Origin of the sequence: Streptosporangium sp. NPDC050284, assembly GCF_044459525.1 — a bacterium.
Classification (GTDB): domain Bacteria; phylum Actinomycetota; class Actinomycetes; order Streptosporangiales; family Streptosporangiaceae; genus Streptosporangium.
The window spans coordinates 256,813-279,010 of sequence record NZ_JBITIZ010000008.1 but is presented as its reverse complement, the minus strand read 5'-3'; the positions used below and the strand labels follow the sequence as shown (position 1 = coordinate 279,010).

Here is a 22,198-nt window from a genome sequence, read left to right as displayed (position 1 = left end):
CCTCATGGAATGCGGTATCCCACTCCCGTGACGGTCTCGATGACCGGCGGATCGCCGATCTTCCGGCGCAACTTCATCATGGTCGTCCTCACCGTGTTGGTGAACGGGTCGGTGTGCTCGTCCCACACCTTCTCCAGGAGCGTCTCGCTGGAGACCACCGCCCCTCCGGCGCGCAGCAGCTCGGCCAGCACGCCGAACTCCTTGCGGGCGAGCGGCACATAGCGGCCGTCGCGGAACACCTGCCGGTGCGCCCGGTCCAGGCTGATGCCGGCCCGTACCAGCACCGGCGGGTCGGCGGGACGCACCCGGCGGCCCAGTGCGTGGACGCGGGCCGTCAGCTCCTCGAAGGCGAACGGCTTGGGCAGGTAGTCGTCGGCGCCCAGGGCGAGTCCCTCCACCCTGCAGCGCACGTCGCCCGCCGCGGTGAGCATGATGATCCGCACCTCGCCGCCCTCGGCGACCACGGTCCTGCACACGTCGTCGCCGTGCAGGCCGGGCAGGTCCCGGTCAAGGACGAGCACGTCGTAGGCGTGCAGCCGTAGCCGTTCCAGCGCCGCCTCCCCGTCGTAGGCGACGTCGACGGCGAGCGCCTCCCCGCGCAGCCCTTCCGCGATCGAGTCGGCGAGCATTCTCTCGTCCTCGACGACCAAAACCCGCACAGTGTGCCTCCCCCTGGGCCGAATCGCGCCAGCGTGCCACAGGCCGCATAACGCGGGCATAACCGGATTCGGTGACGTCAAGGTTATCGATCACTCGCTGGACTGCTCCCACCGTGCCGGAATTCTCCGGCCCTGAATCGGGGGAACCAGCCATGCTCGCCTCACCCGGCGGCGTCACGACCGTACCCACAGCGCCAGGACCGAGCGCGCCGGGTAACCGCCTCCTCGGCGGTCACCTGCCGTTCGCCGTCGCGATCGCGCTGGCGGCGGGGCTCCGCGTCCTCGTCATGCTCGGCTACGACACCGCCCAGCTCTACTGGTACGACTCCTTCACCTACCTCAACACCGCGGTCCATCTGGAGCCGTCCGGCGCGTTCCACCCGGCCGGGTACTCCTTCCTGCTCAGGCTGCTGCTGCCCTTCCACAGCGTCTGGCTCGTCGCGGGCCTGCAGCACCTGATGGGCCTGGGCACGGCCCTGATGATCTATCTGGTGCTGCGCCGTCACGCGCTCCCCGGGTGGGGTGCGGCGCTGGCCACCCTGCCCCTGCTGTTCAACCCCGCGTTCCTGCGGCTCGAACACGCCGTGCTCTCCGACACCCAGCTCATCTTCCTCATCACCGCGGCCCTCACGGTCCTGATGTGGCGGGCGAGGCCCTCGGCGCGGGCGGCCGCCGTGGCGGGCCTGCTGCTGGCGCTGGCCGGGCTCACCCGCACGGTCGCGGTGCCGCTGCTCGGTCTGGTCCTGCTCCACCTGCTCCTGCGGCGGGCCGGCTGGAAGCGGGTGGTCGCGCTGGCCGCCGCCGGGCTGCTGCCGCTCGCCGCCTACGCGGGCTGGTACCAGCAGCACCACGGGCGGTTCGCACTCAGCGGCTCCGACGGCGTGGCGCTGTGGGCGCGCACGATGACGTTCGCCGACTGCTCGGTGATCAGACCACCGGCGAGGGAGGCGGTGCTCTGCCCGAACGGCACGGTGGTCGACGCCGCCTCCGAGTACGTCTGGGCCGCCGACGCCTCACTCAACAGGTTGCCGGGAGGCCGGTTCGCCCACAACGACCTGGCCAGGTCCTTCGCGCTGCGCGCCATCGCCGCGCAGCCGCTCGACTATCTCCGCGAGGTCGTCCGCGATACCTCGCTCACCTTCGCCGCGACCCCGGTGCGCCATCCCCTGCGGGTCTCCCCCGCGCTCACGTTCCCCGTCGGTTCCTGGCCGCTGCCCGCCTTCCCGCTCATCGACCAGGTGCGCCGGGAGTACGACGGCGACATCCGGGGGATGTCGTCGGTCGAGCCCTACGGGAGCCTTCTCGGCGCCTATCACTACCCCGGGGTCCTGCACGGCCCGCTGCTCGGCGCGCTCCTGCTGCTGGGCGGTGTCGGGGCCGTCGGGCGGCGGCGCCCGGCCCTGCTGCCATGGGCCGCGGCCGTCTTCCTGCTCCTCGCCCCGGTCGCGGTGCTCGACTTCGATCACCGCTACGTTCTTCCGTCGGTCCCGATGGCCTGCCTCGCCGCGGCCCTCGCCGCGGCGGGCCTCAGCCGCCGAGTTCGCGCTTACGTCGCAGCAGGGCGGCGCGGTCGGCGCGGGCCCTGAGCAGGAGGGCCACCGCGAGGACGGTCAGCGTCGCGGCGACGGCGACCCCCGCCATGCCCGTCCAGGTGCCCCTGCTGACGGCGACCACGGCCGTTCCCGCCGTCAGCAGGCCCGTCGCGGCCACCGCCAGCCAGGCGGCGATCACCCGGTCGAGGGCGAACAGCGGGGTCCTGCGGCTCAGCGCCCAGGCCCCGTAACCGGCCCAGGCCAGGCCGAGCGCGACCAGCGCGCCGAAGGCGAGGTGCGTACGGCCGGGCAGGGCGGGCTCGGTGGCCCACAGCAGGCCGACGAACAGCGCCCCGCCCAGGCCTCCGAGCAGCGCCACGACGTGGGCGATCCGGCGGCGCAGCGACAACGGGCCGGACAGCCTGGCGATCATGTCATCGGGGTTCATCGGTATCCCTCCTCCGTGAGCTGTTCGCGCAGCATGCGCCGCGCGCGGGACAGGCGTGACTTGACCGTGCCGACGGGGACGGCGCAGACCTGCGCGCAGTCCTCCAGGGAGAGGTCCTGCAGGTAGAACAGCACGAGGACCTCCCGCTCCCTGACCGGCAGGTCCGCCAGACCCGCGAGCAGGTCGGCACGGTCCACGAGGGCGGCGACGGCATCGACGGGATCGGCGGACGCCCGCTCCTCCTCCATCGGGATCTCGGGTCTGGCGTACTCCTCGCGGAGCCTGTCGGCCACCGCGCGCCTCGCGATCGTGAACAGCCAGGGCACGAACCTGCCCGGCTCCTTCAGGCGCGGCAGCCCGCGCACCACGGCCACCCAGACCTCCTGAGCCACGTCGTCGGCCCGCGAGGGCCCCAGCATGCGCCGCACGTAGTTCCACACCGGATCGTGCCAGGCCCTCACCAGCTCCGCGAACGCCTCACGCTCGCCGAGCCGGCACCGGACCACCAGCAATTCGTCGGTCACCCTGCCTCCTCGCCCTGGACAGTCGGGAAACGGGTGCGAAAGGTTCACGCCTCTTCCGCCGGGCCTTCCACCGAGTTTTCTCCCTGGCGCGTCACCCCTCCCTCCCCGGGACTCTCCCGCGCCTTTCGCCCCTTTCTTCGCCGGACTCTCCCAGGAGCTTTCCGCCCCTTTCCTCCTCGGGTTCCTCGTCGGCGGTGTGGCCGTCCCGGCTCGTGTAGTACTTCCTCCCCGGCCTGGGGCGTCCGCCGCACAACTCGGACAGCGTCACGAACCTGTAGCCCTTGGCGGCGAGTTCGTCCAGCATCCGGGGGACGGCCTGGATCGTGGAGAGGTGGATGTCGTGCATCAGCACGATGGAGCCCGGTTCGGCCTGGGCCGCGCGCCGGGCGATGACCGCGGGGTCGTGGTCACGCCAGTCGAGCGTGTCGACGTCCCACATGATCTGGGCGAGCCCCAGATAGCGACTCTCGGTGGCGACCCGGGTGTCGGTCAACCCGTACGGCGGGCGCATGAGGATCATCGCGACCCCGGTCGCCTGCTTGACGAGCCACTGGGTACGGCCCAGTTCCTCCCTGATCCCGGCCTGTGACAGCAGGGGCAGTTGCGGGTGGTCCCAGGTGTGGTTGCCCAGCTCGTGTCCCTCGGCCACCATCCTGCGCAGGGTGTTCTCGCCGTCCCCCAGGGCCATGCGTCCGACGACGAAGAAGGTCGCCCTGGCCCGGTGCCTGGCGAGGATGTCGAGCAGGGACTCGGTGTAGGTCCCCGGCCCGTCGTCGAAGGTGAGCGCCACGCACCTGCTTCGCTCGCAGTCGATGCGGCGCGCCCGGGGAGAGACGGGGAGGTCGTCCCACGCCCAGTGCCGCCGTGCCGCGCCGGGTCCGAGCCCGGGGACGGTGGCAGGAGCGGGTTTCTCCGGTCCCGTGGGGGCGGGAGACGTCACGGTCGCCCGTTCCACCGAACCCACCATGGTGACCGGGGAGGTGCATCCCCAGAGCGCGAGCAGCGACGCCACCGGCACGATCCACACCCGCCATACCCGCATGCTTCCCCCCGAAAGCATCGCGGGGACAGCGAGCAGCCCGGCCGGGTCCCCCCGCAAGATCATGACCGGGTATTCCACCAGGATGGGGCATCGACCGCCGGTTACCCGTACCGACGCGCCACTTCACGCCAGATCCGGAGAGATACGCACCTGGTGGCCGTCTCATCCGATGGGGCCGGTTAGAGCTTCAAAGTGCCCAAGGCAGGCGGACCGCACATATGCGAGGTGGCCAGGACATCGTGCGGCACGCGCCTGCCGGGCCTCGGAAACGGTCGGGTGTCGGCCGGGCGGGGTGCGGGCCGGTCCGCTCGACGGCTCAGGAGCGGTCGGGCGTCTCGCGGGGTTCGGTCACGACCATCATGAACCGCAGGGGGGTGTCCTCCTCGTTGGCGTACCGGTGCGGGCGGTCGGCGCTGAACACGACCGCGTCGCCCGTCTCCGCGACGTGATTCTTGCCGTACACCGAGAGGGTGAGCCGCCCTTCGAGGACGGTCAGCATCTCACGCGTGCCCGGAGGGTGGGCGTCGCCGTCGTGGTGGTCGCCGGGAGCGAGCCGCCAGTCCCACAGCTCCAGGATGGCGGGCGCGTCGGTGCCGACCAGCAGGCGCGCGGTGCTGGAGACGCCGTGCGGGAAGGTGACGACGTCGGCGCCGCTGACCACCCGGACCACGGGGGTGTCGGAGACCTCCACCATTCGCGCGACCGTCACCCCGAGCGCGTCGGCGATGCGGGTGAGCGTGCTGATGCTCGGGTTCGTCCTGCCCTGCTCGACCTGGACGAGCATGCCCCGGCTCACTCCCGAGCGCGCGGCGAGCTCGTCGAGGGTCATCTGCCGGTGCGCCCGCTGCGCCCGCACGTTGTTGGCGACCGCGGCGGTGATCGTCTCTGGGTCCATGAGTTCAGTGTAGTGAACCCGATTTGCAGTCTATTGCACTACGTATATTGTACTTTCAGTACACTCCATTGAACCGAGGTGACCTGTGACGGCTGTGGTGCTGGCGACGACCTGCGCGGTGGTGTACGGCGCCGCCGACTTCCTCGGCGGGCTGGCCACCCGCAGATCACGGGTACTCGCGGTGGTGCTCCTCTCCCAGCTCGCCGGGCTCGCCCTGATCGCCGCGCTGCTGCCGTTCCTGCCCGAGCGCCCCTCACCCGCGGCCCTCGCCTGGGGCGCGGCCTCCGGCCTCTGCGGCACGGCGGGGGTCGTGCTGTTCTACCGGGCACTGGCAGGCGGCGTGATGTCGGTCGTGGCGCCGATCACCGCGACGTTCTCCGCGGCGCTGCCCGTGCTGTTCGGGCTCGCCGTCGGGGAGCGCCCCGAACCGGTCGCGCTGGCCGGGGTGGTCCTCGCGCTGCTCGCGGTCCTGCTGGTGAGCCGCGGCTCCTCGGACGGGGAGGCGAGCGGAGGGTACCGCCCGATCCTCGCCTCGCTCGCCGCCGGCGCGGGTTTCGGCGGGTTCTTCATCATCATCGCCCAGGCTCCGGCGGACGGCGGCATGTGGCCGCTCTTCGGGGCGCGCCTGATCTCGGTCACCTTCATCGCCCTGTCGGCCCTCGCCGTCGGCCGCCTCTCGCGTCCCGGACCCGGCACGCTGCCCGTCATCTTCGCGGCCGGAGTGCTCGACATGGCCGCCAACGTGCTCTTCGTACTCGCCCAGCAGCGCGGGATGCTCAGCCTCGTCGCCGTCCTGGTCTCGCTCTATCCGGCGAGCACCCTGCTGCTCGCCCGCCGTTTCCTGGGAGAGCGGCTCAACACGGTCCAGATGGTGGGGATCGGATTCACCCTCACCGCGGTCGCGCTGATCGCGTCCGGTTGACACGATGTCGCGAGATGTCGCGAACTGACTCTGTTGTGTTGAAGCCGGGCGCTTGTTACGGTCATCCCCGTGCAGCCCGAGCGGGCGTTCCTCGACTCCGGCGGGCCGTTCGCGCACACGGCTGTCGCGTACGGTTCCGACTCCGGCCTTCTTGGACTCCTCCAGCCCCTGATCGCCGGTGCCCTCCGCGAGGGCCGGCGGATCCTGGTCGTCACGGGCGAGCGCGCACTCGACCTGATCGGTGACGCCTTCGGCGCGGACGCCCGCCTCATCGACCGCCGCCCCGCCGAGGAGTGGTACACCCACCCGACGCGGACCCTCGCCGCCTTCCACGACTACGTCCGGCAGCGGGAGCGGCCGCTGGTCATCGGGGAGCCGGTGTGGTCAGGCTGGACCGAGCGGCAGGTTCGTGAGTGGATCCGCTACGAGTCGGTGCTCAACGCCGCGTTCGCCGGGGTCCCAGTCAGCATGTGGTGCCTGTACGACGAGACGCCGGCGCTCGATCATGTCCTCCGCACCCATCCCACGGAGCTGACCGGCGCCGGCCTGCGAAAAAGTGACCGCTACGTCCCCCCGGAGCGGTTCACCCTGCCGGGAGACGACCTCCCCCTCCCCGACACGCCGCCGTCCGCGGTGGTCACCCACTTCACCCTGGAAGAGCTGGGACGGCTGCGCACGCTCGTCACCGACCACGCGAGCCGGGCCGGTCTGGGACGCGATCTGATCGCCTCACTCGTGCTGAGCGTCTCGGAGATGGCGGCCAACAGCGTGGAGCACGGGGCGGGACACGGCCGGGCGTCCATCTGGACGGCCGGCGGGGAGATCGTGTGCGAGATCGCCGACTCCGGCGGCGGTGACCTGGACGTTCCGCTGCCCGGCTACCTCCCGCCCGAGCCGGGGTCACCACGCGGTTACGGGCTCTGGATCAGCCGCCAGCTCTGCGACCTGGTGCAGGTGCGCGGCGTGGACGGGGAGCTGCGGGTGAGGCTCCACATGACGCTGGATTGACCGCTTCTTCGCCGACGCACCCGGATACGCGGGACCGGGACCCCCGGACGCGCGTACGGCCCGCACCCCGGTGGGGTGCGGGCCGTACGGCGGGAAGGATCGGAAGCGGAGAGGCCGTCAGGCCGCCTGGACCTCCTCGGACACGCGGAGACCGGCCTCCTCGCGGGCGTAGTCTTCGAGCATCGTGCGAAGCTGGCGACGGCCCCGGTGAAGGCGGGACATGACCGTGCCGATGGGGGTGCCCATCCGCTCGGCGATCTCCTTGTAGGCGAAGCCCTCCACGTCGGCCAGGTAAACGGCCACCCGGAAGTCCTCGGGCAGGGAGCGCAGGGCGTTCATGACCGCACTGTCGGGCAGCTGCTCCAGCGCCTCGGTCTCGGCGGACTTGAGACCGCTGGACGTGTGGGACTCGGCGGCGGCGAGCTGCCAGTCCTCGATCTCCTCGGTGGCCGAGAGCTTGGGTGAGCGCTGCTTCTTGCGGTAGTCGTTGATGAAGTTGTTGGTCAGGATGCGGTGCAGCCACGCCTTGAGGTTGGTGCCCTCGCGGAACTGGTGGTAGGAGGTGAACGCCTTGGTGACGGTCTCCTGAACCAGGTCCTCTGCGTCGGCGGTGTTACGGGTCAGACGCATCGCGGATGCGTAGAGCTGACTGGTGACCGGCACGACGTCGCGTTCGAACCAGTCCTGGCGCTGCTCTTCCGTCATCGTGATCATTGGACCCCCCTCGCGCTTTCCCCCCAATTACTGTCCGGCAAAGTGGTGACGCACCCCTTCTGACGGCGTATCCGATGCTCGCAGGCACCTCGTAAGGAGGCCGTTAAAAGCTTCACGTGGTCAGGGGGTTGATCTTTGGCTGTGCCAACGGCGGGTGCGACACGCCCTACAGCCGGACAAGTCTCAGTATCGTAACATCGTTCTCCCGATTCGGTAGGAGATGTGTCTATCATCACATAACCCCAGGTAGCAGCCCATTTTGGGTGGGGGTAAACGTCGACCGCCACAGCCCGGGCACCCGCCGCCGGACGGCCGAGGCCGACCGGCGGGACGAGACCCCCGCCCCGAGAAACTCCGACACCCATCTCCACGTCTCCCCGCTTCCCGCACGTTGGGGACTTAATCTCTCCCTAAGAGACGGATCGGCACACCCCCAGGTTCACCCGAACGCCCCGTCTCGGCTCGCGGGCCCACCGCCGATCACGGCGCCGGACGGGAGGTCAGGCGGCCCTCGCCGGGTCGACCTCGAAGAACGTCGCCAGGTCGTCGAGGATGGAGTGCGCTCCCTGGATGCCGACGGCGCTCATCCAGGTGGTGTCGCCGACGTCGTGCTTGACGCCCTTGAGCCTGCCCCAGAGCGGGTTGGCCTCGAACTTCTCCTTCACCGGCTTCACCGCCGGGTCCTCGTAGGCCGCGACGAAGATGTGCTCGGCGTCGAGCTGGGAGATGTTCTCCTGGCTGATCGGAACCATGATGGTGTCGGTCACGGTCGGCTGGTCCTCGGGACGCGGGAAGCCGACGTCCTTGAGCACCAGTCCCGAGTAGGAGTTCTCCACGTACAGGCGGACGGTCGGCTCGCCCGCGAAGCGGACGATGGAGACGGTGGGCAGCTCGCCTTCCTTGGCCTTGATGGACTCGCCGATCTTGGCGGCGCGGTCCCGATACTCGGTGAGCCTGCGCTCGGCGAGATCCTCCTTGCCCAGGGCCTCGCCCACGAGCTTGAGGTTCTCCTGCCAGATCGCCCCCGTGGTCTCGCTGAAGACCGTCGGCGCGATCTGCGCCAGCTTGTCGTACAGCGCCTCGTGGCGGACCTTGGCGGAGATGATCAGGTCGGGCTTGAGCGCGACGATCCGCTCCAGGCTCGGCTGCTCCAGGGTCCCGACCGACGTGGCCTCCTTTGCGTGACCGAGGACCGGAGCGAGATATCCCGGCAGCTTGTCGTCGATGCCCCGGTAGCTGGTGAACCCCACGACGTCGGTCTCCAGGGTCAGCACCGCGTCGACGAAGCTCTGGTCGAGGGCGACGACCCGCTTGGGCTGGGCCGGGATCTCGGTCTCCCCCATGACGTGTTTCACCGTCCGGGGGTAGGCCGCCGCGTCGCTCGCCCCGGGAGTCGCGGACGCGCCCGCGCCTCCCGAGGTCTCCCCCGCACTTCCCGAGGTGGTCGAACCACAGGCGGCGAGACCGCCGGACAGCACCACTCCCGCCACTCCGAGGGCCAGGACGCGCAACGCTCTCATCTTCATCGGTTCCTTCTTCAAATTAAGGTCAGCCTTATTTAGCTTAGCCATACCTAAACTGGCATACTCGTACCGGCTCGGGCAAGAAAGGGGAGGTCAGGTGATCAACGCGGTGGCCGTCGCACGACCCGCCCCCCTCGCGGGTCCGGGTAAAACCCGTCGGCGCCGCCTGCTCGTCCTCGCCGCATCGCTCGCCGTCCTCGCGGCGGCGGTCGTGCTGAGCCTCGCCGTCGGCGCCAAACCGGTGCCTCCCGCCGACGTCTGGCACGCGCTCACCGGCCCCACCGGCACCGAGAACGACATCGTCGTGCGGTCGCTGCGGATCCCCAGGACCGCCATCGGCGTCATGGCCGGGATCGCCCTCGGTGTCGCGGGCGCCCTCATGCAGGGCCACACCCGCAACCCGCTCGCCGATCCCGGGCTGCTCGGTGTCACCCAGGGTGCCGCGTTCGCGATGGTCCTCAGCATCATCACGCTGGGCGTCACCAGCCCGTACGGCTACATCTGGTTCGGTCTCGCCGGAGCCCTCGTCGCCAGCGCGGGGGTCTTCACCCTCGGCATGGCCGGCGGCAGGGGCGGCCCCACCCCGGTGACCCTCGCCCTCGCGGGCACCGCGGTCAGCGCGTTCCTGTACGGACTCACCTCGGCACTCGTCCTCCTGGACGAGCAGGCCATGGACGTCTTCCGCTTCTGGCAGGCGGGCTCCATAGCGGCCAGGGGGGCGGACGTGGCCTGGCAGGTGCTCCCGTTCGTCGCCGCCGGCCTGCTCCTCGCCCTCTTCAACGCGCCCGGCCTCAACGCCCTCTCCCTGGGCGAGGACGTCGCCCGCGCGCTCGGGCAGAACATCACCCTCACCCGTGCCGTCGGCATCGCCGCCATCACCCTGCTCAGCGGCGCCTCCGTGGCGGCCTGCGGCTCGCTCGCCTTCATCGGCCTGATCGTGCCGCACCTCACCCGGCCGCTCTCCGGCCCCGACCACCGCTGGCTGCTGCCGTACTCGGGCCTGGCGGGCGCCGCCGCCCTGCTCCTCGCCGACGTGATCGGCCGCGTGGTGGCCTTCCCCGGTGAGCTGGAGGTGGGCGTGGTCCTCGCCCTCGCCGGGGCGCCGTTCTTCATCGTCCTGGTGCGACGCAGGAAGCCGGTGCGGCTGTGACCGCCCCCACCGTGCTCTCCCCTCGACCCTCCCGACGACGCGCCCTGCGCGTCGGACCCGCCTCCTGGCCGCTCCGGCCGCGCTCCACCGTCGCGGCGCTCGTCCTGCTGGCGATGACGGCGCTGTTCATGGCGCTCAGCATGCGGCTCGGCGACATCCCGATGAGCGTTCTCGACGTCCTTCGCGCGATCACCGGCGACGGCCCGGACCATTTCGTGATCATGGAGCTCAGGCTCCCCCGCGCGCTCACCGGCGCCCTCGTCGGCGCGGCGCTCGCCCTCGCCGGGGCGATCACCCAGGCCGTCGCCCGCAACCCGCTGGCCAGCCCCGACATCCTGGGCGTCACCACCGGCGCGAGCGTGACCGTGGTCGCGGTCATCGTGGCGGCGGGAAACACCTGGGGCGGCACCAGCGGCGCCCTCGCCGAGGTGGGCATCCCCCTCGTCGCCCTGCTGGGCGGGCTGGCCGGAGCGCTGGCCGTCTACGCGCTGGCCTGGCGCGACGGCCTGGACGGCTACCGCCTCGTCCTGATCGGCATCGGGGTCTCGGCGATCTGCACCAACCTCAAGTACTGGCTGCTCACCGTCGGCGACGTCAACGACAGCAGCCGGGCCATGGTCTGGATCAGCGGCTCGCTGCACGGCCGGGGATGGGAGCACGTGGTGCCGGTCGCGCTCGCGCTCGCCCTCCTCGTCCCGGCGACACTGCTCGGCACCCGCTCACTCGGCGCGCTGCGCTTCGGCGACGACACCGTGACCGGCCTGGGCGTACGGATGAACCTCGCGAGGGGTGTGATGATCCTCGCGGCCGTGCTGCTCGCGGCGACGGCGACCGCCTCGGCCGGGCCGATCGCGTTCGTCGCCCTCGCCGCCCCGCAGATCGCACTGCGCCTGGCGGGAGTGGCACAGCCCCCGCTCGTCGTCTCCGCCCTCATGGGCGCGGTCCTCACCACCGGCGCCGACCTGGTCGCCAGGACCGCGTTCACCCCCGTCGAACTTCCGGTGGGCGTGGTCACCGCGGTCCTCGGCGCCCCCTACCTGATCTATCTCCTCGTCCGTGTGCGCAGAAAGGCCCGCCAGTGAGACTGCAAGCCCTCGACGTCAGGCTGGGGTACGGGGACCGCGTCGTCGTCGACGGTCTCGACCTCGGGATCGAGGCCGGGACGGTGACCACGATCATCGGGCCGAACGGATGCGGCAAGTCCACGCTGCTGCGCGCCATGGGACGACTGCTCAGGCCGTCGGGCGGTGAGGTGCTGCTCGACGGCAAGCGCATCGACAAGATGCCCTCCAGGGAGGTCGCGAGGATCCTGGGCGTGCTGCCGCAGGCTCCCTCGGCTCCCGAGGGACTGACCGTCGCCGACCTGGTCGCGAGGGGACGGCACCCGCACCAGACCTGGTACCGCCAGTGGTCCTCCGACGACGAGTCCGCGGTCGGCGAAGCCCTCGCCATGACCGGACTGCTCGATCTGGGCGAGCGCCCGCTGGACGAGCTGTCCGGCGGGCAGCGGCAGCGGGCGTGGATCTCCATGGCCCTCGCCCAGGGCACCGACCTGCTGCTGCTCGACGAGCCGACGACCTTCCTCGACCTGGCCCACCAGATCGAGGTACTGGAGCTGGTACGAAGGCTCCACGGGGAGCTGGGCCGCACCGTGGTGATGGTCCTGCACGACCTGAACCTCGCCGCCCGCTACGCCGACCGCCTGGTCGCCATGCGGGAGGGCAGGGTCGTCGCCGCGGGCCCTCCGGCCGAGGTGCTCACCGAGACCCTGCTGGCGGAGGTCTTCGAGCTGGACGCCAAGGTCATCGAGGACCCGGTGACCGGCACCCCGCTCGTCGTCCCCATCGGCACCCTGCCGCAGCGCCCTCCGCGCTGACCCCTCCCCTCACTCTCCGAGGAGCGTGTCCACGAAGACCTCGGGGTCGAACGGGGCCAGGTCGTCGGGTCCCTCGCCGAGGCCGACCAGCTTGACCGGGACCCCCAGCTCGCGCTGGACGGAGATGATGATGCCGCCCTTGGCGGTGCCGTCGAGCTTGGTCAGGGCGATGCCGGTGATGTTGACGACCTCGGCGAACACCTGCGCCTGACGCATGCCGTTCTGCCCCGTGGTGGCGTCGAGGACGAGCAGGACCTCGTCGACCGTGGCCTTCTTCTCGATGACGCGCTTGACCTTGCCGAGCTCGTCCATCAGGCCGGTCTTGGTGTGCAGCCGCCCCGCGGTGTCGACGATCACCACGTCGGCCTTCTCCGCGATGCCCTCGGCGACGGCGTCGAAGGCCACGGAGGCGGGGTCGCCGCCCTCGGGTCCGCGCACGACCGCGGCTCCGACACGATTTCCCCAGGTCTGCAGCTGGTCGGCGGCGGCGGCGCGGAAGGTGTCGGCGGCGCCCAGCACGACCTTGCCTCCGTCGCCGATGAGGACACGCGCCAGCTTGCCGGTGGTGGTGGTCTTGCCGGTGCCGTTCACGCCGACCACGAGGACCACCGCGGGACGCTCGCCGTGCGGCGTGACGTGCAGCGTGCGGTCCATGTCGGCGCCGATCTGGACGAGCAACTGCTCCCTGAGCAGAGCCCGCGCCTCCTGCGGCGTCCGGCTGCCCAGCACCTTCACCCGGGTGCGCAACTCGTCGACCATCGCCCGGGTCGGCGCCACGCCGACGTCGGCGGTGATCAGGGTCTCCTCGATCTCGTCCCAGGTGTCGTCGTCGAGACGGTCGCGGGAGAGCAGCTCGAGGAGCCCCTTGCCCAGCGTGCTCTGTGACCTGGCCAGCCGGGCGCGGAGCCGTGCCATCCGTCCTGCCGACGGCGGCGGAATCTCGATCACCGGCGCGACGACGGTGACCTCCGGCTCGACCGGCCTGGCGGGCGGCGGCACGGTGGTCGTCGTCGCGTCGTCGTCCACGACCGAGCCCCGGCCGGGGGCCTTCGTCTCCTCGGGGATCGACGGCGCCTCCGGCGGCCGGACCGGCGGCGGCGCGGTCCTACCCCCTGACCTGAACAGCAGGAGCATGCCGCCCGCCGCCAGCAGGGCGATGACGACGATGATCGCGATTATGCCGAGATAGGCTTCCACAAGACCACAGTTTTCCAGACGCCCCGGGATGCTCCGACACCCCGGTGCTCAGGACCGGGCTCACGCTCCTGGCCGACGCCCGGGACCGGCTCACGCTCCCCGACCGGTCGGCGGGCCTTTTCTCCCGGGTTTCCCTCGGTTTCCGCGAACGCCACCGGTTTCCTCGACAGCACCCTCAGACGGACTCGTGTTCCCTCAGGCGCTGGCTGATGACCTGGGTGACGCCGTCCCCGCGCATCGACACCCCGTACAGCGCGTCGGCGATCTCCATGGTGCGCTTCTGGTGGGTGATGATGATGATCTGCGAGGTCTGCCTGAGCTCCTCGAAGAGGGTGAGCAGGCGCTGGGTGTTGGTGTCGTCCAGCGCGGCCTCGACCTCGTCCATCACGTAGAACGGCGAGGGACGCGCCTTGAAGATGGACACGAGGAACGCCACCGCCGTCAGCGACCGCTCACCGCCCGACAGCAGCGAGAGCCGCTTCACCTTCTTACCCGGCGGCCTCGCCTCGACCTCGACGCCGGTGGTGAGCATGTTCTCCGGATCGGTGAGCAGCAGCCTGCCCTCACCGCCGGGGAACACCCGCGTGAAGATCGTCTCGAACTCGCGGGCCACGTCCGCGAAGGCGGCGCCGAAGACCTGCTCGACCCGGTCGTCGACCTCCTTGACCACGAGCAACAGGTCACGGCGGGTCTTCTTGAGATCCTCCAGCTGCGAGGTGAGGAACGAGTGCCGCTCCTCAAGCGCCGCGAACTCCTCAAGCGCGAGCGGGTTGACCTTGCCGAGCTGGGACATCTGGCGGTCGGCCGCCCTGGCCCGTTTGAGCTGCTCGTCGCGGTCGTAGGGAACGGGGTCGCCGTCGGCCGTCGGAACCGGCTCGCCGGGGCCGTACTCGGCGATGAGGGTGTCGGCCTCGACGCCGTACTCCTCCACCGCCCGCCCCTCCAGCTGCTCCAGGCGGAGCCGCTGCTCGGTGCGGGCCACCTCGCTGCCGTGCGCCCGGTTGACCAGCTTGTCCAGCTCACCGGAGAGCTCCCTGACCCGGATCCTCACGGCCTTGAGCGAGGCGTCGATCTGCCCGCGTGCGAGCTCCGCCTCGTCGCGCTCGCCCGCGGCGGCCTCCAGCGAGGTCTCCAGCGCGCGCAGCGCCAGCTCGGCGCCCCGGACGACCGCCTGGGCCGTCCTGGCCTGCCTGCGCCGCCACTCGCGGCGCTCGGCCGCTCTGGAACGCTCCTCGCGCTCACGCTCGGCGGCGCGCGTCAGCTCGTCGGCCCTGCCCTCGATGCCCCTGACCCGCTCCTCCGCCGTCCGTACGGCGAGGCGGAGCTCCATCTCGTCCTGCCTCGCCGTCGCGCAGATCTCGGCGAGCTCGTCGCGAAGGTCGGTGCTGGGCTCGGTCTCCAGTTCCTTGGCGCCGTCGGCCGCGGCGAGCCGCTCCTCCAGCTCCGCGAGACCCGCCGCGTCGCGGTCGCGCGCCTCCTCGGCGGCCCGTACGCCCCCGGCCAGACGTTCGCACTCGTCGCGGGCCGCCTTGGCGGCGGCGCCCAGCTGGGCGAGCCGCCTCGCCACCGCGGCGACCTTCTGGTCCGCCTCGCGCTGCCTCGCCCTCACCCGGTCCAGCGCGGCCTGCGCCGCGTTCACCCCCGCCTGCGCGTTCTGCACGCCCGTCTGCGCTTCGGCGACCCGCGCCTGTGCGGCCTCGACCGCGAGCTGCGCCTCCGCCTCGGCCTCCGCGGTCTCCTCCAGCTCCGTTCCCGCCAGCTCGGCGGCGACCCTGGCCTCGGCGAGGTCCGCGGCGGCCTCGTCGAGGGCGGCCCGCATCTGGAACGCGGAGGTGCCGCCCCCGGAGCCTCCGCGGGCGGTGTGGGATCCCAGGAGGTCACCGGAGCGGGTGACGGCCCGCAGCTCGGGACACTGCTCGACCGCCTTGCTCGCGGTCGCGAGGTCGTCCACGACCAGAACGCCCGCGAGCAGGTGGGCGGCGGCGGCCCGCAGCTCGGGGGAGACCGTGACCAGGTCGATCGCCCACTCGGCTCCGGTCACCGGCACCGGCGAGCCCGCCGGGGTCTTCCCCGCCCCGCCGGAGGCGATGACGAGGGTGGCGTGGCCTCCTTCGTGGCCCCTGAGGAACTCGATGGCGTCGGCGGCGCTCCGCAGCGAATCGACGGCGACGGCCTCGGCCGCGGCCCCGAGCACGGCGGCGACGGCCACCTCCGCGCCCGGGCGCACGGACAGCATGGTCGCCACCGGGCCGAGCACCCCGGCCAGGTCGGCGGCGAGCAGCGCGGCACCGCCGTCGGCACCACCGGCCAGGCCCATCTCCAGCGCCTCGAACCTCGCTCCGAGGGCCGCCACCTCGCGCTGCGCCCGCTGGTCGGCCTCGCGTGCGGCGGTGAGGGCGGCCCTGGCGGCGCCGAGCGCTGAGTTGGGGCCCGCGACGGCCGCCTTCGCCTCCTCGACGCCGGCCCTGGCCGACTCGACGGACTCCCTCGCCTGCTCGACCGTCTCCAGGGCGATCTCCAGCTCCTCGGCGAGAGCGGGGTCGGCGGACGGCTCGGCGCGCTCCTGGCCTTCGTGTTCCGCCTGGGCCTCCTCGGCGCGCTGCTCGGCCTCCCGCAGCGAGTTTCTCAGCCTGCCGATCTCCTCCTCCGCGGCCCCCGCCCGACTGCGCGCGGCCCCGACCTGCCCCCTGAGCCTGGCCAGGCCCTCGCGCCGGTCGGCGGCGGCCCTCGCCTCGGCGGCGAGTCGCCGCTCCTCGGCGGCGAGCGCGGCCTCGGTCTCGGCACGCCTGGCCACCGCCTCGGCGAGCGACTCCCGCTCCCCTTCGAGCAACTCGGCCAGGACCCGCTCCTGTTCGCGGACCTCCTCGGCCTCGCGCTCGAAGTCCTCGGGGTCGCGCCCGCGCCGCTCCACGGCGGTCTCGGTGGCGTGCCGGTGCCTCTCGGCGGCGAGCCCCGCCAGGCCCCTGAGGCGCTCGCGCAGGGAGGAGAGCCGGAAGAACGTCTCCTGGGCCGCGGCGAGGCGCGGCTGGGCCTCGGCCTCGGCGGACTCCAGCTCCGACTCGGCGACCTGGCCCTGCTCCAGCTCCGTCTCCACCTCGGCGCGGCGGGTGCGGACGGCCTCCTCGTCGGCCATCTCCCGTTCCAGGGTGGTCCGCAGGGTGAGCACGTCGTCGGCGAGCAGCCGGAGCCTGGCGTCACGCAGGTCGGCCTGGATGACGGCGGCCTTACGGGCGATCTCGGCCTGGCGGCCCAGCGGTTTGAGCTGGCGGCGCAGCTCGGTGGTGAGGTCCTGGACCCGGGTCATGTTGGCCTGCATCGCGTCGAGCTTCCGCAGCGCCTTCTCCTTGCGCTTGCGGTGCTTCAGGACACCCGCTGCCTCCTCGATGAACGCCCTGCGCTCCTCGGGTCCCGCGTGCAACACCTGGTCGAGCTGGCCCTGCCCGACGATGACGTGCATCTCGCGGCCGATGCCGGAGTCGGACAGCAGCTCCTGGATGTCGAGCAGGCGGCAGGTGTCACCGTTGATCGCGTACTCGCTCTGGCCCGCACGGAACATCAGGCGGCTGATCGTCACCTCGGTGTAGTCGATCGGGAGCATGCCGTCGGTGTTGTCGATGGTCAGCGTGACCTCGGCGCGTCCCAGCGGGGCCCGCGAGGAGGTGCCGGCGAAGATGACGTCCTCCATCTTGCCGCCGCGCAGCGACTTGGCGCTGTGCTCGCCCATGACCCAGGCCAGGGCGTCGACCACATTGGACTTGCCGGATCCGTTGGGACCCACGACGGCGGTGATGCCCGGCTCGAACCGGAGCGTGGTGGCCGAGGCGAAGGACTTGAACCCGCGCAGGGTAAGGGTCTTGAGATACAACGAACCCCCCCATTCATGGCGCGGCCGCGCCGACCGGCGTGTCACGCGCCGCGTCCCGGGCACCGGTGAACGCGTCTGCCCCTGTCAGCCCACTGTCAGCCCACTGCTGCGGTCACGCGGGAAGACTACCGTTCTTCACCCGCGCCCGCCTGCGCACCGCCTATCGTGCCCTGCATGGACGCGGAACGCGGCGGGGACGAGGCTCCATCACACCCATCGGGCGACAGGGGACATCTCAGGCGACGCGCCTTCCTCGTGGGCGGGCTGACCGCCCTCGGCCTCGGTGGCGCCGCCCTGGCGGCCGGCCCCGACGGCATCCGGGGCGCGTACGCCCAGATCGTCTGCGGTGCGGTCCCCGAGCCCCCGGTGACCTCTCCTGGAACGCTCCAACGCAGCCGGGTCGACCGGCGGCGGGTGATCATCGGGCTGCCGCCAGGGGCGGGGGACGGGCTCCCCGCGGTGATCATGCTTCACGGGGCCGCGGGTGACGCGCGCACGCCGTTCGACGTGTACGCGATCGACCGTTACCTGGCCGCGGGAGGCGGGCGCTTCGCGGTGGTCTCCATCGACGACTGGCCCTCCGCCGACATCCCCGGCACGCTGCTGCCGTACCTGAACACGAACGGGATGGACACCACGAAGATCGGGTTGATGGGGTGGTCGTCGGGCGGCGCCGGGGCGCTGAGGCTCGCCGCGGAGCTCGGCCCTGAGCAGGTGGCCGCGGTGGTCGCGGCGTCGCCGACGGTGAGCGCGGCGCAGGCGCCACTGCGCGAGCTCGTGGACATCCCGGTCTGGCTGGGCTGCGGTGAGCGCGACGCGTGGGCCCGGCAGACCCAGACCATGCTGAAGGGCCTGAAGGCACTGGGCGCCACCGCCGAAGGCGGCATCACAGAAGGGTGCCAGGACACGGCCTACCGCCGCAGGGTGTTACCCGAGCAGCTGGCCTTCCTGGCACGACATGTACAGCGCACGTAACGGATGTGACGTGCGTATCGCTATGACAAGGGACGCCCCGACGAGGCGTCCCTGTACAGTGTGTTCCGCCCCGGCCCCCGTTAGGTGAGGGCCGGCTCGCGATCCTGCAGACGGTTGAACTCCTCATCGCGGGTGTTGGCCGCGAGTTCGTCGTTCTGGGCCTGGAGCCGGGTGAGCTCTCCCTCCAGATCACGGATGCGCTGCTGAAGGCGGCGCATTTCCGAGACCATACGAGGGTCGGGACCGCCGACGTGGCCGAGTAGAGCCTTCGCCATAGTAAAGGGTCCTCCACGCTGAGTGACCAGACTGGTTCGCGCACTTCTTTGCCGCGGGAGGGGTGCGCGTGGTTCTTTATCAAGAGTCGCACCGGTGAGGGAGACGGTCAAGCTGAACGCTCCAGGTGGATGCACCAGTAGGCACTCTCGACAGTCAACTATACCTCATTTTGGGCGGTTTGGGGAAGCGGTCAGCGCTCGACAAAACCTTCGACACCCCCCTTGGTCTCACTCCAGCGTTCGACGACTCCGGCGACGTGACCGGGAGTCTCACCGCCCCTGAGGAGCTCAAGCAGCCTGGCACACGATTTCTCCGGACCCTGCGCGACCACCTCGACCCGGCCGTCCTCGGTGTTGCGCGCCCAGCCGACCAGACCGAGTTCGAGCGCCCTCGCACGCGTCCACCAGCGAAAACCCACCCCCTGCACCCGGCCCCTCACCCAGGCGGTGAGCCGTACCTCCGTCATGCCGCGACCTTCCCGGGCCTGGGCTGGCAGCGGGGGCAACTGTAGGAGGAACGGTTCATGAACGATTCGCGGACGATCGGGGAACCGCACCGGGAGCAGGGTTCGTCGCGCCGACCGTAAACCGCGAGGGAACGGTCGAAATAACCGCTCTCCCCATTGACATTCACGTAAAGACTGTCGAAGGATGTGCCGCCCTCCGACAGGGCCGCGGACATCACCCCCCGGGCGGCGGCCAGCAACTCGGCCACCTTCGGTCCGGTCAGCGTCGCGGTGGGACGGGCGCCGTGCAGTCTGGCCCGCCAGAGGGCCTCGTCGGCGTAGATGTTGCCGACACCGCTGATCAGCGACTGGTCCAGGAGCGCCCGCTTGACCTCGGTCTGCCTGGCGCGCAGCCGGTGGGCGAACCCGTCGTCGTCGAAGTGCCTCTCGAACGGGTCGGCCGCGATGTGCGCGATCGGCTCGGGCACCGCACGGCCGCCGGCCTGGGTCATACCGGTCACCAGCACGTGGCCGAAGGTCCGCTGATCGACGAAACGCAACTCGGGACCGCCGTCGGCGAAGCCGATCCGGACGCGCAGATGCTTCTCCGGCGCCGAGTCCGGCTCCACGACGAGCAACTGACCGCTCATCCCGAGGTGGGCGAGGATCGCGTCCGAGCCCCCCAGGGGGAGCCACAGGTATTTGCCCCTGCGCTCGGCGGGACCGATCGTGCGGCCCTCCATCCGGGCGGAGAACTCCGCGGCGCCGGGGACGTGCCGCCGGATCGCCCTCGGGTGGAGCACCTCGGCGCGGGCGACGACCCGGCCGGAGACCCACCGCTCCAGGCCTCGGCGTACCACCTCGACCTCGGGCAGCTCGGGCATGCGTCCCTCCTCTGGCGACGGATCAGCCGACGGATCAGCTGGCCTCGCGCCGCTCGCGGTCCTCGCGGATGCGGTTCCAGGCGGCCTCTGCGGCCTGCTGCTCGGCTTCCTTCTTCGAGCGCCCCGCCCCCGAACCGTAGGCCTCGCCACCGACGCGGACGACCGCGGTGAAGGACTTGGCGTGATCGGGACCGCTCTCCTCAACATGGTATTCGGGCACGCCGAGCGACTCGGACGCGGTGAGCTCCTGCAGGGAGGTCTTCCAGTCGAGCCCGGCGCCGAGCGAGGCGGAGCGGGTGATGAGGGGGTCGAAGAGCAGGTGGACGACGCGGAACGCCTCGTCCAGGCCCCTGTTCACATAGACCGCGCCGATGAGCGCCTCAAGGGTGTCGGCGAGGATCGAGGACTTGTCACGCCCTCCCGTACCCTCCTCGCCCCGGCCGAGCCGCAGGAAGCGGCCCAGACCCAGGGTGCGGGCCACGTCGGCGAGGGCGCGCATGTTGACCACCGCGGCCCTGAGCTTGGCGAGCTGCCCCTCGGGCAGGTCAGGGTGGTTGCGGTAGAGGGTGTCGGTGACGACGAGGCCCAGCACCGAGTCGCCGAGGAACTCCAGGCGCTCGTTGGTCGGCAGGCCGCCGTTCTCGTACGCGTAGGAGCGGTGCGTCAGCGCCCGCTCCAGGATCGCGATGTCGAGGCGCACCAGAAGGATGCGCTCCAGCTCTTCCTTGACGAACTCCACGGCGACAGGCTTGACGCTTGTACCCACGACTTCTCCTCGCACGTTCTCTCAGCGAATGCGCGATGGCGAAGGTAGGGAAAGGAAGATGCCCGAAGATGTGGTGGGCGCCGGGAGGGCACGCGTTCTACCGCGAACCCCGGCGTCCACCACAGCCGCGGGCGGACCGCCATCGCAGAGGGCGCAGACGTTGACGCCGACCGGGACCCGTGGAGGGCCCGGTCGGCATCCGTCGGTCAGAATGCGATCAGGCGGAGGGCTCGATCACCTGACGGCGGTTGTAAGTGCCGCAGGTCGGACACGCCACGTGCGGACGCTTCGGCGAGCGGCACTGGGGGCAGCTCACGAGCGAAACCGCGGCGGCCTTCCACTGCGACCTGCGGGAGCGAGTATTGCTCCGCGACATCTTGCGCTTGGGGACAGCCACGTCAGCTCTCCTGATCGTTGTTATGTTCCGGAACCAGACCTTGCAGCTTCGCCCAGCGGGCGTCGATCACCTCGTGGCCGTGGTCAGGCTCGGCATCGGCCAGCCTGACACCGCACTCCACGCAGAGCCCGGCGCAGTCTTCACTGCAGACCGGGCTCAACGGCAGTGTGAGCACCACCGCGTCGCGAAACACGGGTTCGAGGTCGAGAAGCTCACCGTCGAGAAGCGAGTCACTCTCGGCAGCATCCTCTGCCGAGTAGAAGAACAGCTCCTGGAAGTCCACCTCGCTGCGCGAGATGACCGGCTCCAGGCAGCGTGCGCACTCCCCCCGCAGCGGGGCTTGCGCAGTGCCCGTGACGAGCACACCCTCCATGACCGCCTCAAGCCGGATGTCCAGCTCGACGTCGGCGTCCTTGGGGACGCCGATCATGTCGACGCCGATGTCCGCCGGTGCCGGGAGCGCGAGATTCATCCGGCGCATCGACCCTGGTCGCCGCCCAAGATCATGGGTGGAGATCACCCATGGGGCGCGGGGGTCAAGGTGCTGAGTCATTTCGCTCTCGTTAGGCATGGCGCATCATCGCCGTCGTGCAAGGCCGAAACAAGAGAATAGCAGGGCCTAGCCCCTGAGCCGTTCGACCAGGAGTTCCTGTACAAGATCAGGAACCAGCCCGGCCACGTCCCCACCGTACTTGACGATCTCCTTGATGCGGCTGGACGACAGGAAGGAGACCTCGGGCCCGGTGGCCATGAACAGGGTCTCCACCCCGGACATCCGGTAGTTGAGCTGCGCCATCTGGAGCTCGTAGTCGAAGTCGCTCACCGCGCGCAGCCCCTTCACGATGGCGGGGATCTCCTGCTGCCTGCAGTAGTCGACCAGGAGGCCGTGGAATTTGTCCACGCGGACGTTCCCGTACTCCTTGGTGACCGTCTGGAGGGTCTGGATGCGTTCCTCCACCGTGAAGAGGCTCTTCTTCTCGATGTTGATCAGTACGGCCACGACAACCTCGTCGTACTGCCGGGAAGCCCGGCCGATGATGTCCAGATGACCGTTCGTGACGGGATCGAAGGATCCCGGACAGACAACGCGACGCAAGGTG

General features: G+C 70.9%; 23 protein-coding genes. 7 read left to right on the top strand and 16 right to left on the bottom strand.

From position 1 onward, the window contains the following. Window positions 1-2 precede the first annotated feature (2 nt). Window positions 3-659 carry a response regulator transcription factor gene (locus ACIBH4_RS20830; protein WP_362507958.1) on the bottom strand — a complete coding sequence of 219 codons (657 nt, stop codon included), beginning with the start codon at window positions 657-659 and terminating at the stop codon, window positions 3-5. A gap of 152 nt (window positions 660-811) precedes the next feature. Here ACIBH4_RS20830 and ACIBH4_RS20825 point away from each other — a divergent pair, with 152 nt between their 5' ends. Next, entirely contained in the window at window positions 812-2,245 is a 1,434-nt protein-coding gene (locus tag ACIBH4_RS20825) for a phospholipid carrier-dependent glycosyltransferase (protein ID WP_362507954.1), read from the top strand. Here the strand turns inward: ACIBH4_RS20825 and ACIBH4_RS20820 are convergent. The 4 genes from ACIBH4_RS20820 to ACIBH4_RS20805 all read right to left on the bottom strand — a co-directional run bounded on the left by ACIBH4_RS20820 (window position 2,187) and on the right by ACIBH4_RS20805 (window position 5,100). Then, window positions 2,187-2,639 carry a hypothetical protein gene (locus ACIBH4_RS20820; RefSeq protein ID WP_362507952.1) on the bottom strand — a complete coding sequence of 151 codons (453 nt, stop codon included), beginning with the start codon at window positions 2,637-2,639 and terminating at the stop codon, window positions 2,187-2,189. The two genes, ACIBH4_RS20825 and ACIBH4_RS20820, sit on opposite strands and share 59 nt — an antisense overlap. Next, entirely contained in the window at window positions 2,636-3,163 is a 528-nt protein-coding gene (locus ACIBH4_RS20815; RefSeq protein WP_362765695.1) for a sigma-70 family RNA polymerase sigma factor, read from the bottom strand. The genes ACIBH4_RS20820 and ACIBH4_RS20815 overlap by 4 nt, the downstream gene beginning before the upstream one ends. Before the next feature lie 91 nt (window positions 3,164-3,254). Next, the gene (locus ACIBH4_RS20810; protein WP_362507944.1) at window positions 3,255-4,268 is read right to left on the bottom strand and encodes a polysaccharide deacetylase family protein; all 1,014 of its coding nucleotides are present in this window, start codon (window positions 4,266-4,268) and stop codon (window positions 3,255-3,257) included. 253 nt (window positions 4,269-4,521) lie between these two features. After that, the gene (locus tag ACIBH4_RS20805) at window positions 4,522-5,100 is read right to left on the bottom strand and encodes an XRE family transcriptional regulator (protein WP_362507940.1); all 579 of its coding nucleotides are present in this window, start codon (window positions 5,098-5,100) and stop codon (window positions 4,522-4,524) included. Between the two features lie 85 nt (window positions 5,101-5,185). On the opposite strand from ACIBH4_RS20805, the gene ACIBH4_RS20800 reads away from it, so the two are divergent. After that, on the top strand, window positions 5,186-6,022 hold the full coding sequence (locus ACIBH4_RS20800; protein WP_362507937.1) for a DMT family transporter: 837 nt from the start codon (window positions 5,186-5,188) through the stop codon (window positions 6,020-6,022). 69 nt (window positions 6,023-6,091) lie between these two features. Next, the gene (locus tag ACIBH4_RS20795; RefSeq protein ID WP_362765698.1) at window positions 6,092-7,030 is read left to right on the top strand and encodes a sensor histidine kinase; all 939 of its coding nucleotides are present in this window, start codon (window positions 6,092-6,094) and stop codon (window positions 7,028-7,030) included. Between the two features lie 117 nt (window positions 7,031-7,147). On the opposite strand, the gene ACIBH4_RS20790 is transcribed toward ACIBH4_RS20795, so the two are convergent. Beyond that, a complete protein-coding gene (locus ACIBH4_RS20790; protein WP_362507931.1) occupies window positions 7,148-7,744 on the bottom strand; it encodes a sigma-70 family RNA polymerase sigma factor in 597 nt (198 codons plus the stop codon). A gap of 500 nt (window positions 7,745-8,244) precedes the next feature. Beyond that, complete coding sequence (locus tag ACIBH4_RS20785) at window positions 8,245-9,270, bottom strand: iron-siderophore ABC transporter substrate-binding protein (protein WP_362507928.1); 1,026 nt, start codon at window positions 9,268-9,270, stop codon at window positions 8,245-8,247. Window positions 9,271-9,364: 94 nt separating this feature from the next. Between ACIBH4_RS20785 and ACIBH4_RS20780 the strand changes: the two genes are divergently transcribed. The 3 genes from ACIBH4_RS20780 to ACIBH4_RS20770 are packed head-to-tail and all read left to right on the top strand — an operon-like array spanning window position 9,365 to window position 12,293. Further along, entirely contained in the window at window positions 9,365-10,417 is a 1,053-nt protein-coding gene (locus tag ACIBH4_RS20780) for an iron ABC transporter permease (protein WP_362507925.1), read from the top strand. Then, complete coding sequence (locus ACIBH4_RS20775) at window positions 10,414-11,499, top strand: iron chelate uptake ABC transporter family permease subunit (protein ID WP_362765701.1); 1,086 nt, start codon at window positions 10,414-10,416, stop codon at window positions 11,497-11,499. Before ACIBH4_RS20780 ends, ACIBH4_RS20775 begins: the two co-directional genes overlap by 4 nt. Continuing rightward, the gene (locus ACIBH4_RS20770; protein WP_362507919.1) at window positions 11,496-12,293 is read left to right on the top strand and encodes an ABC transporter ATP-binding protein; all 798 of its coding nucleotides are present in this window, start codon (window positions 11,496-11,498) and stop codon (window positions 12,291-12,293) included. The genes ACIBH4_RS20775 and ACIBH4_RS20770 overlap by 4 nt, the downstream gene beginning before the upstream one ends. 9 nt (window positions 12,294-12,302) lie before the next feature. Here the strand turns inward: ACIBH4_RS20770 and ftsY are convergent, their stop codons facing one another. Together ftsY and smc are read right to left on the bottom strand one after the other, a co-directional pair. After that, window positions 12,303-13,490 (bottom strand): signal recognition particle-docking protein FtsY, encoded by a 1,188-nt coding sequence (gene ftsY / locus ACIBH4_RS20765; protein WP_362507916.1) that lies wholly within the window; start codon window positions 13,488-13,490, stop codon window positions 12,303-12,305. Window positions 13,491-13,665: 175 nt separating this feature from the next. Continuing rightward, window positions 13,666-17,355, bottom strand: coding sequence for a chromosome segregation protein SMC (gene smc / locus ACIBH4_RS20760; protein ID WP_362765704.1), 3,690 nt, complete (start codon window positions 17,353-17,355; stop codon window positions 13,666-13,668). 174 nt (window positions 17,356-17,529) lie between these two features. Between smc and ACIBH4_RS20755 the strand changes: the two genes are divergently transcribed. After that, window positions 17,530-18,330: an alpha/beta hydrolase-fold protein gene (locus ACIBH4_RS20755; RefSeq protein WP_362507910.1), complete on the top strand. Its 801-nt coding sequence runs from the start codon at window positions 17,530-17,532 to the stop codon at window positions 18,328-18,330. Between the two features lie 80 nt (window positions 18,331-18,410). Here ACIBH4_RS20755 and ACIBH4_RS20750 read toward each other — a convergent pair whose 3' ends face one another. The 7 genes from ACIBH4_RS20750 to coaD all read right to left on the bottom strand — a co-directional run bounded on the left by ACIBH4_RS20750 (window position 18,411) and on the right by coaD (window position 22,194). Further along, complete coding sequence (locus tag ACIBH4_RS20750; RefSeq protein ID WP_089213397.1) at window positions 18,411-18,605, bottom strand: hypothetical protein; 195 nt, start codon at window positions 18,603-18,605, stop codon at window positions 18,411-18,413. Between the two features lie 191 nt (window positions 18,606-18,796). Continuing rightward, complete coding sequence (locus ACIBH4_RS20745) at window positions 18,797-19,072, bottom strand: acylphosphatase (RefSeq protein WP_362507907.1); 276 nt, start codon at window positions 19,070-19,072, stop codon at window positions 18,797-18,799. Then, window positions 19,069-19,935: a bifunctional DNA-formamidopyrimidine glycosylase/DNA-(apurinic or apyrimidinic site) lyase gene (mutM, locus tag ACIBH4_RS20740; protein ID WP_362765707.1), complete on the bottom strand. Its 867-nt coding sequence runs from the start codon at window positions 19,933-19,935 to the stop codon at window positions 19,069-19,071. Before mutM ends, ACIBH4_RS20745 begins: the two co-directional genes overlap by 4 nt. 34 nt (window positions 19,936-19,969) lie before the next feature. Beyond that, complete coding sequence (gene rnc / locus ACIBH4_RS20735; RefSeq protein ID WP_362508264.1) at window positions 19,970-20,674, bottom strand: ribonuclease III; 705 nt, start codon at window positions 20,672-20,674, stop codon at window positions 19,970-19,972. Between the two features lie 244 nt (window positions 20,675-20,918). Next, window positions 20,919-21,098 carry a 50S ribosomal protein L32 gene (gene rpmF / locus ACIBH4_RS20730; RefSeq protein WP_012894381.1) on the bottom strand — a complete coding sequence of 60 codons (180 nt, stop codon included), beginning with the start codon at window positions 21,096-21,098 and terminating at the stop codon, window positions 20,919-20,921. Window position 21,099: 1 nt separating this feature from the next. Further along, window positions 21,100-21,651, bottom strand: coding sequence for a YceD family protein (locus tag ACIBH4_RS20725; protein WP_362507900.1), 552 nt, complete (start codon window positions 21,649-21,651; stop codon window positions 21,100-21,102). 66 nt (window positions 21,652-21,717) lie between these two features. Continuing rightward, window positions 21,718-22,194 (bottom strand): pantetheine-phosphate adenylyltransferase, encoded by a 477-nt coding sequence (coaD, locus tag ACIBH4_RS20720; RefSeq protein ID WP_350949349.1) that lies wholly within the window; start codon window positions 22,192-22,194, stop codon window positions 21,718-21,720. Between the last annotated feature and the right edge of the window lie 4 nt (window positions 22,195-22,198).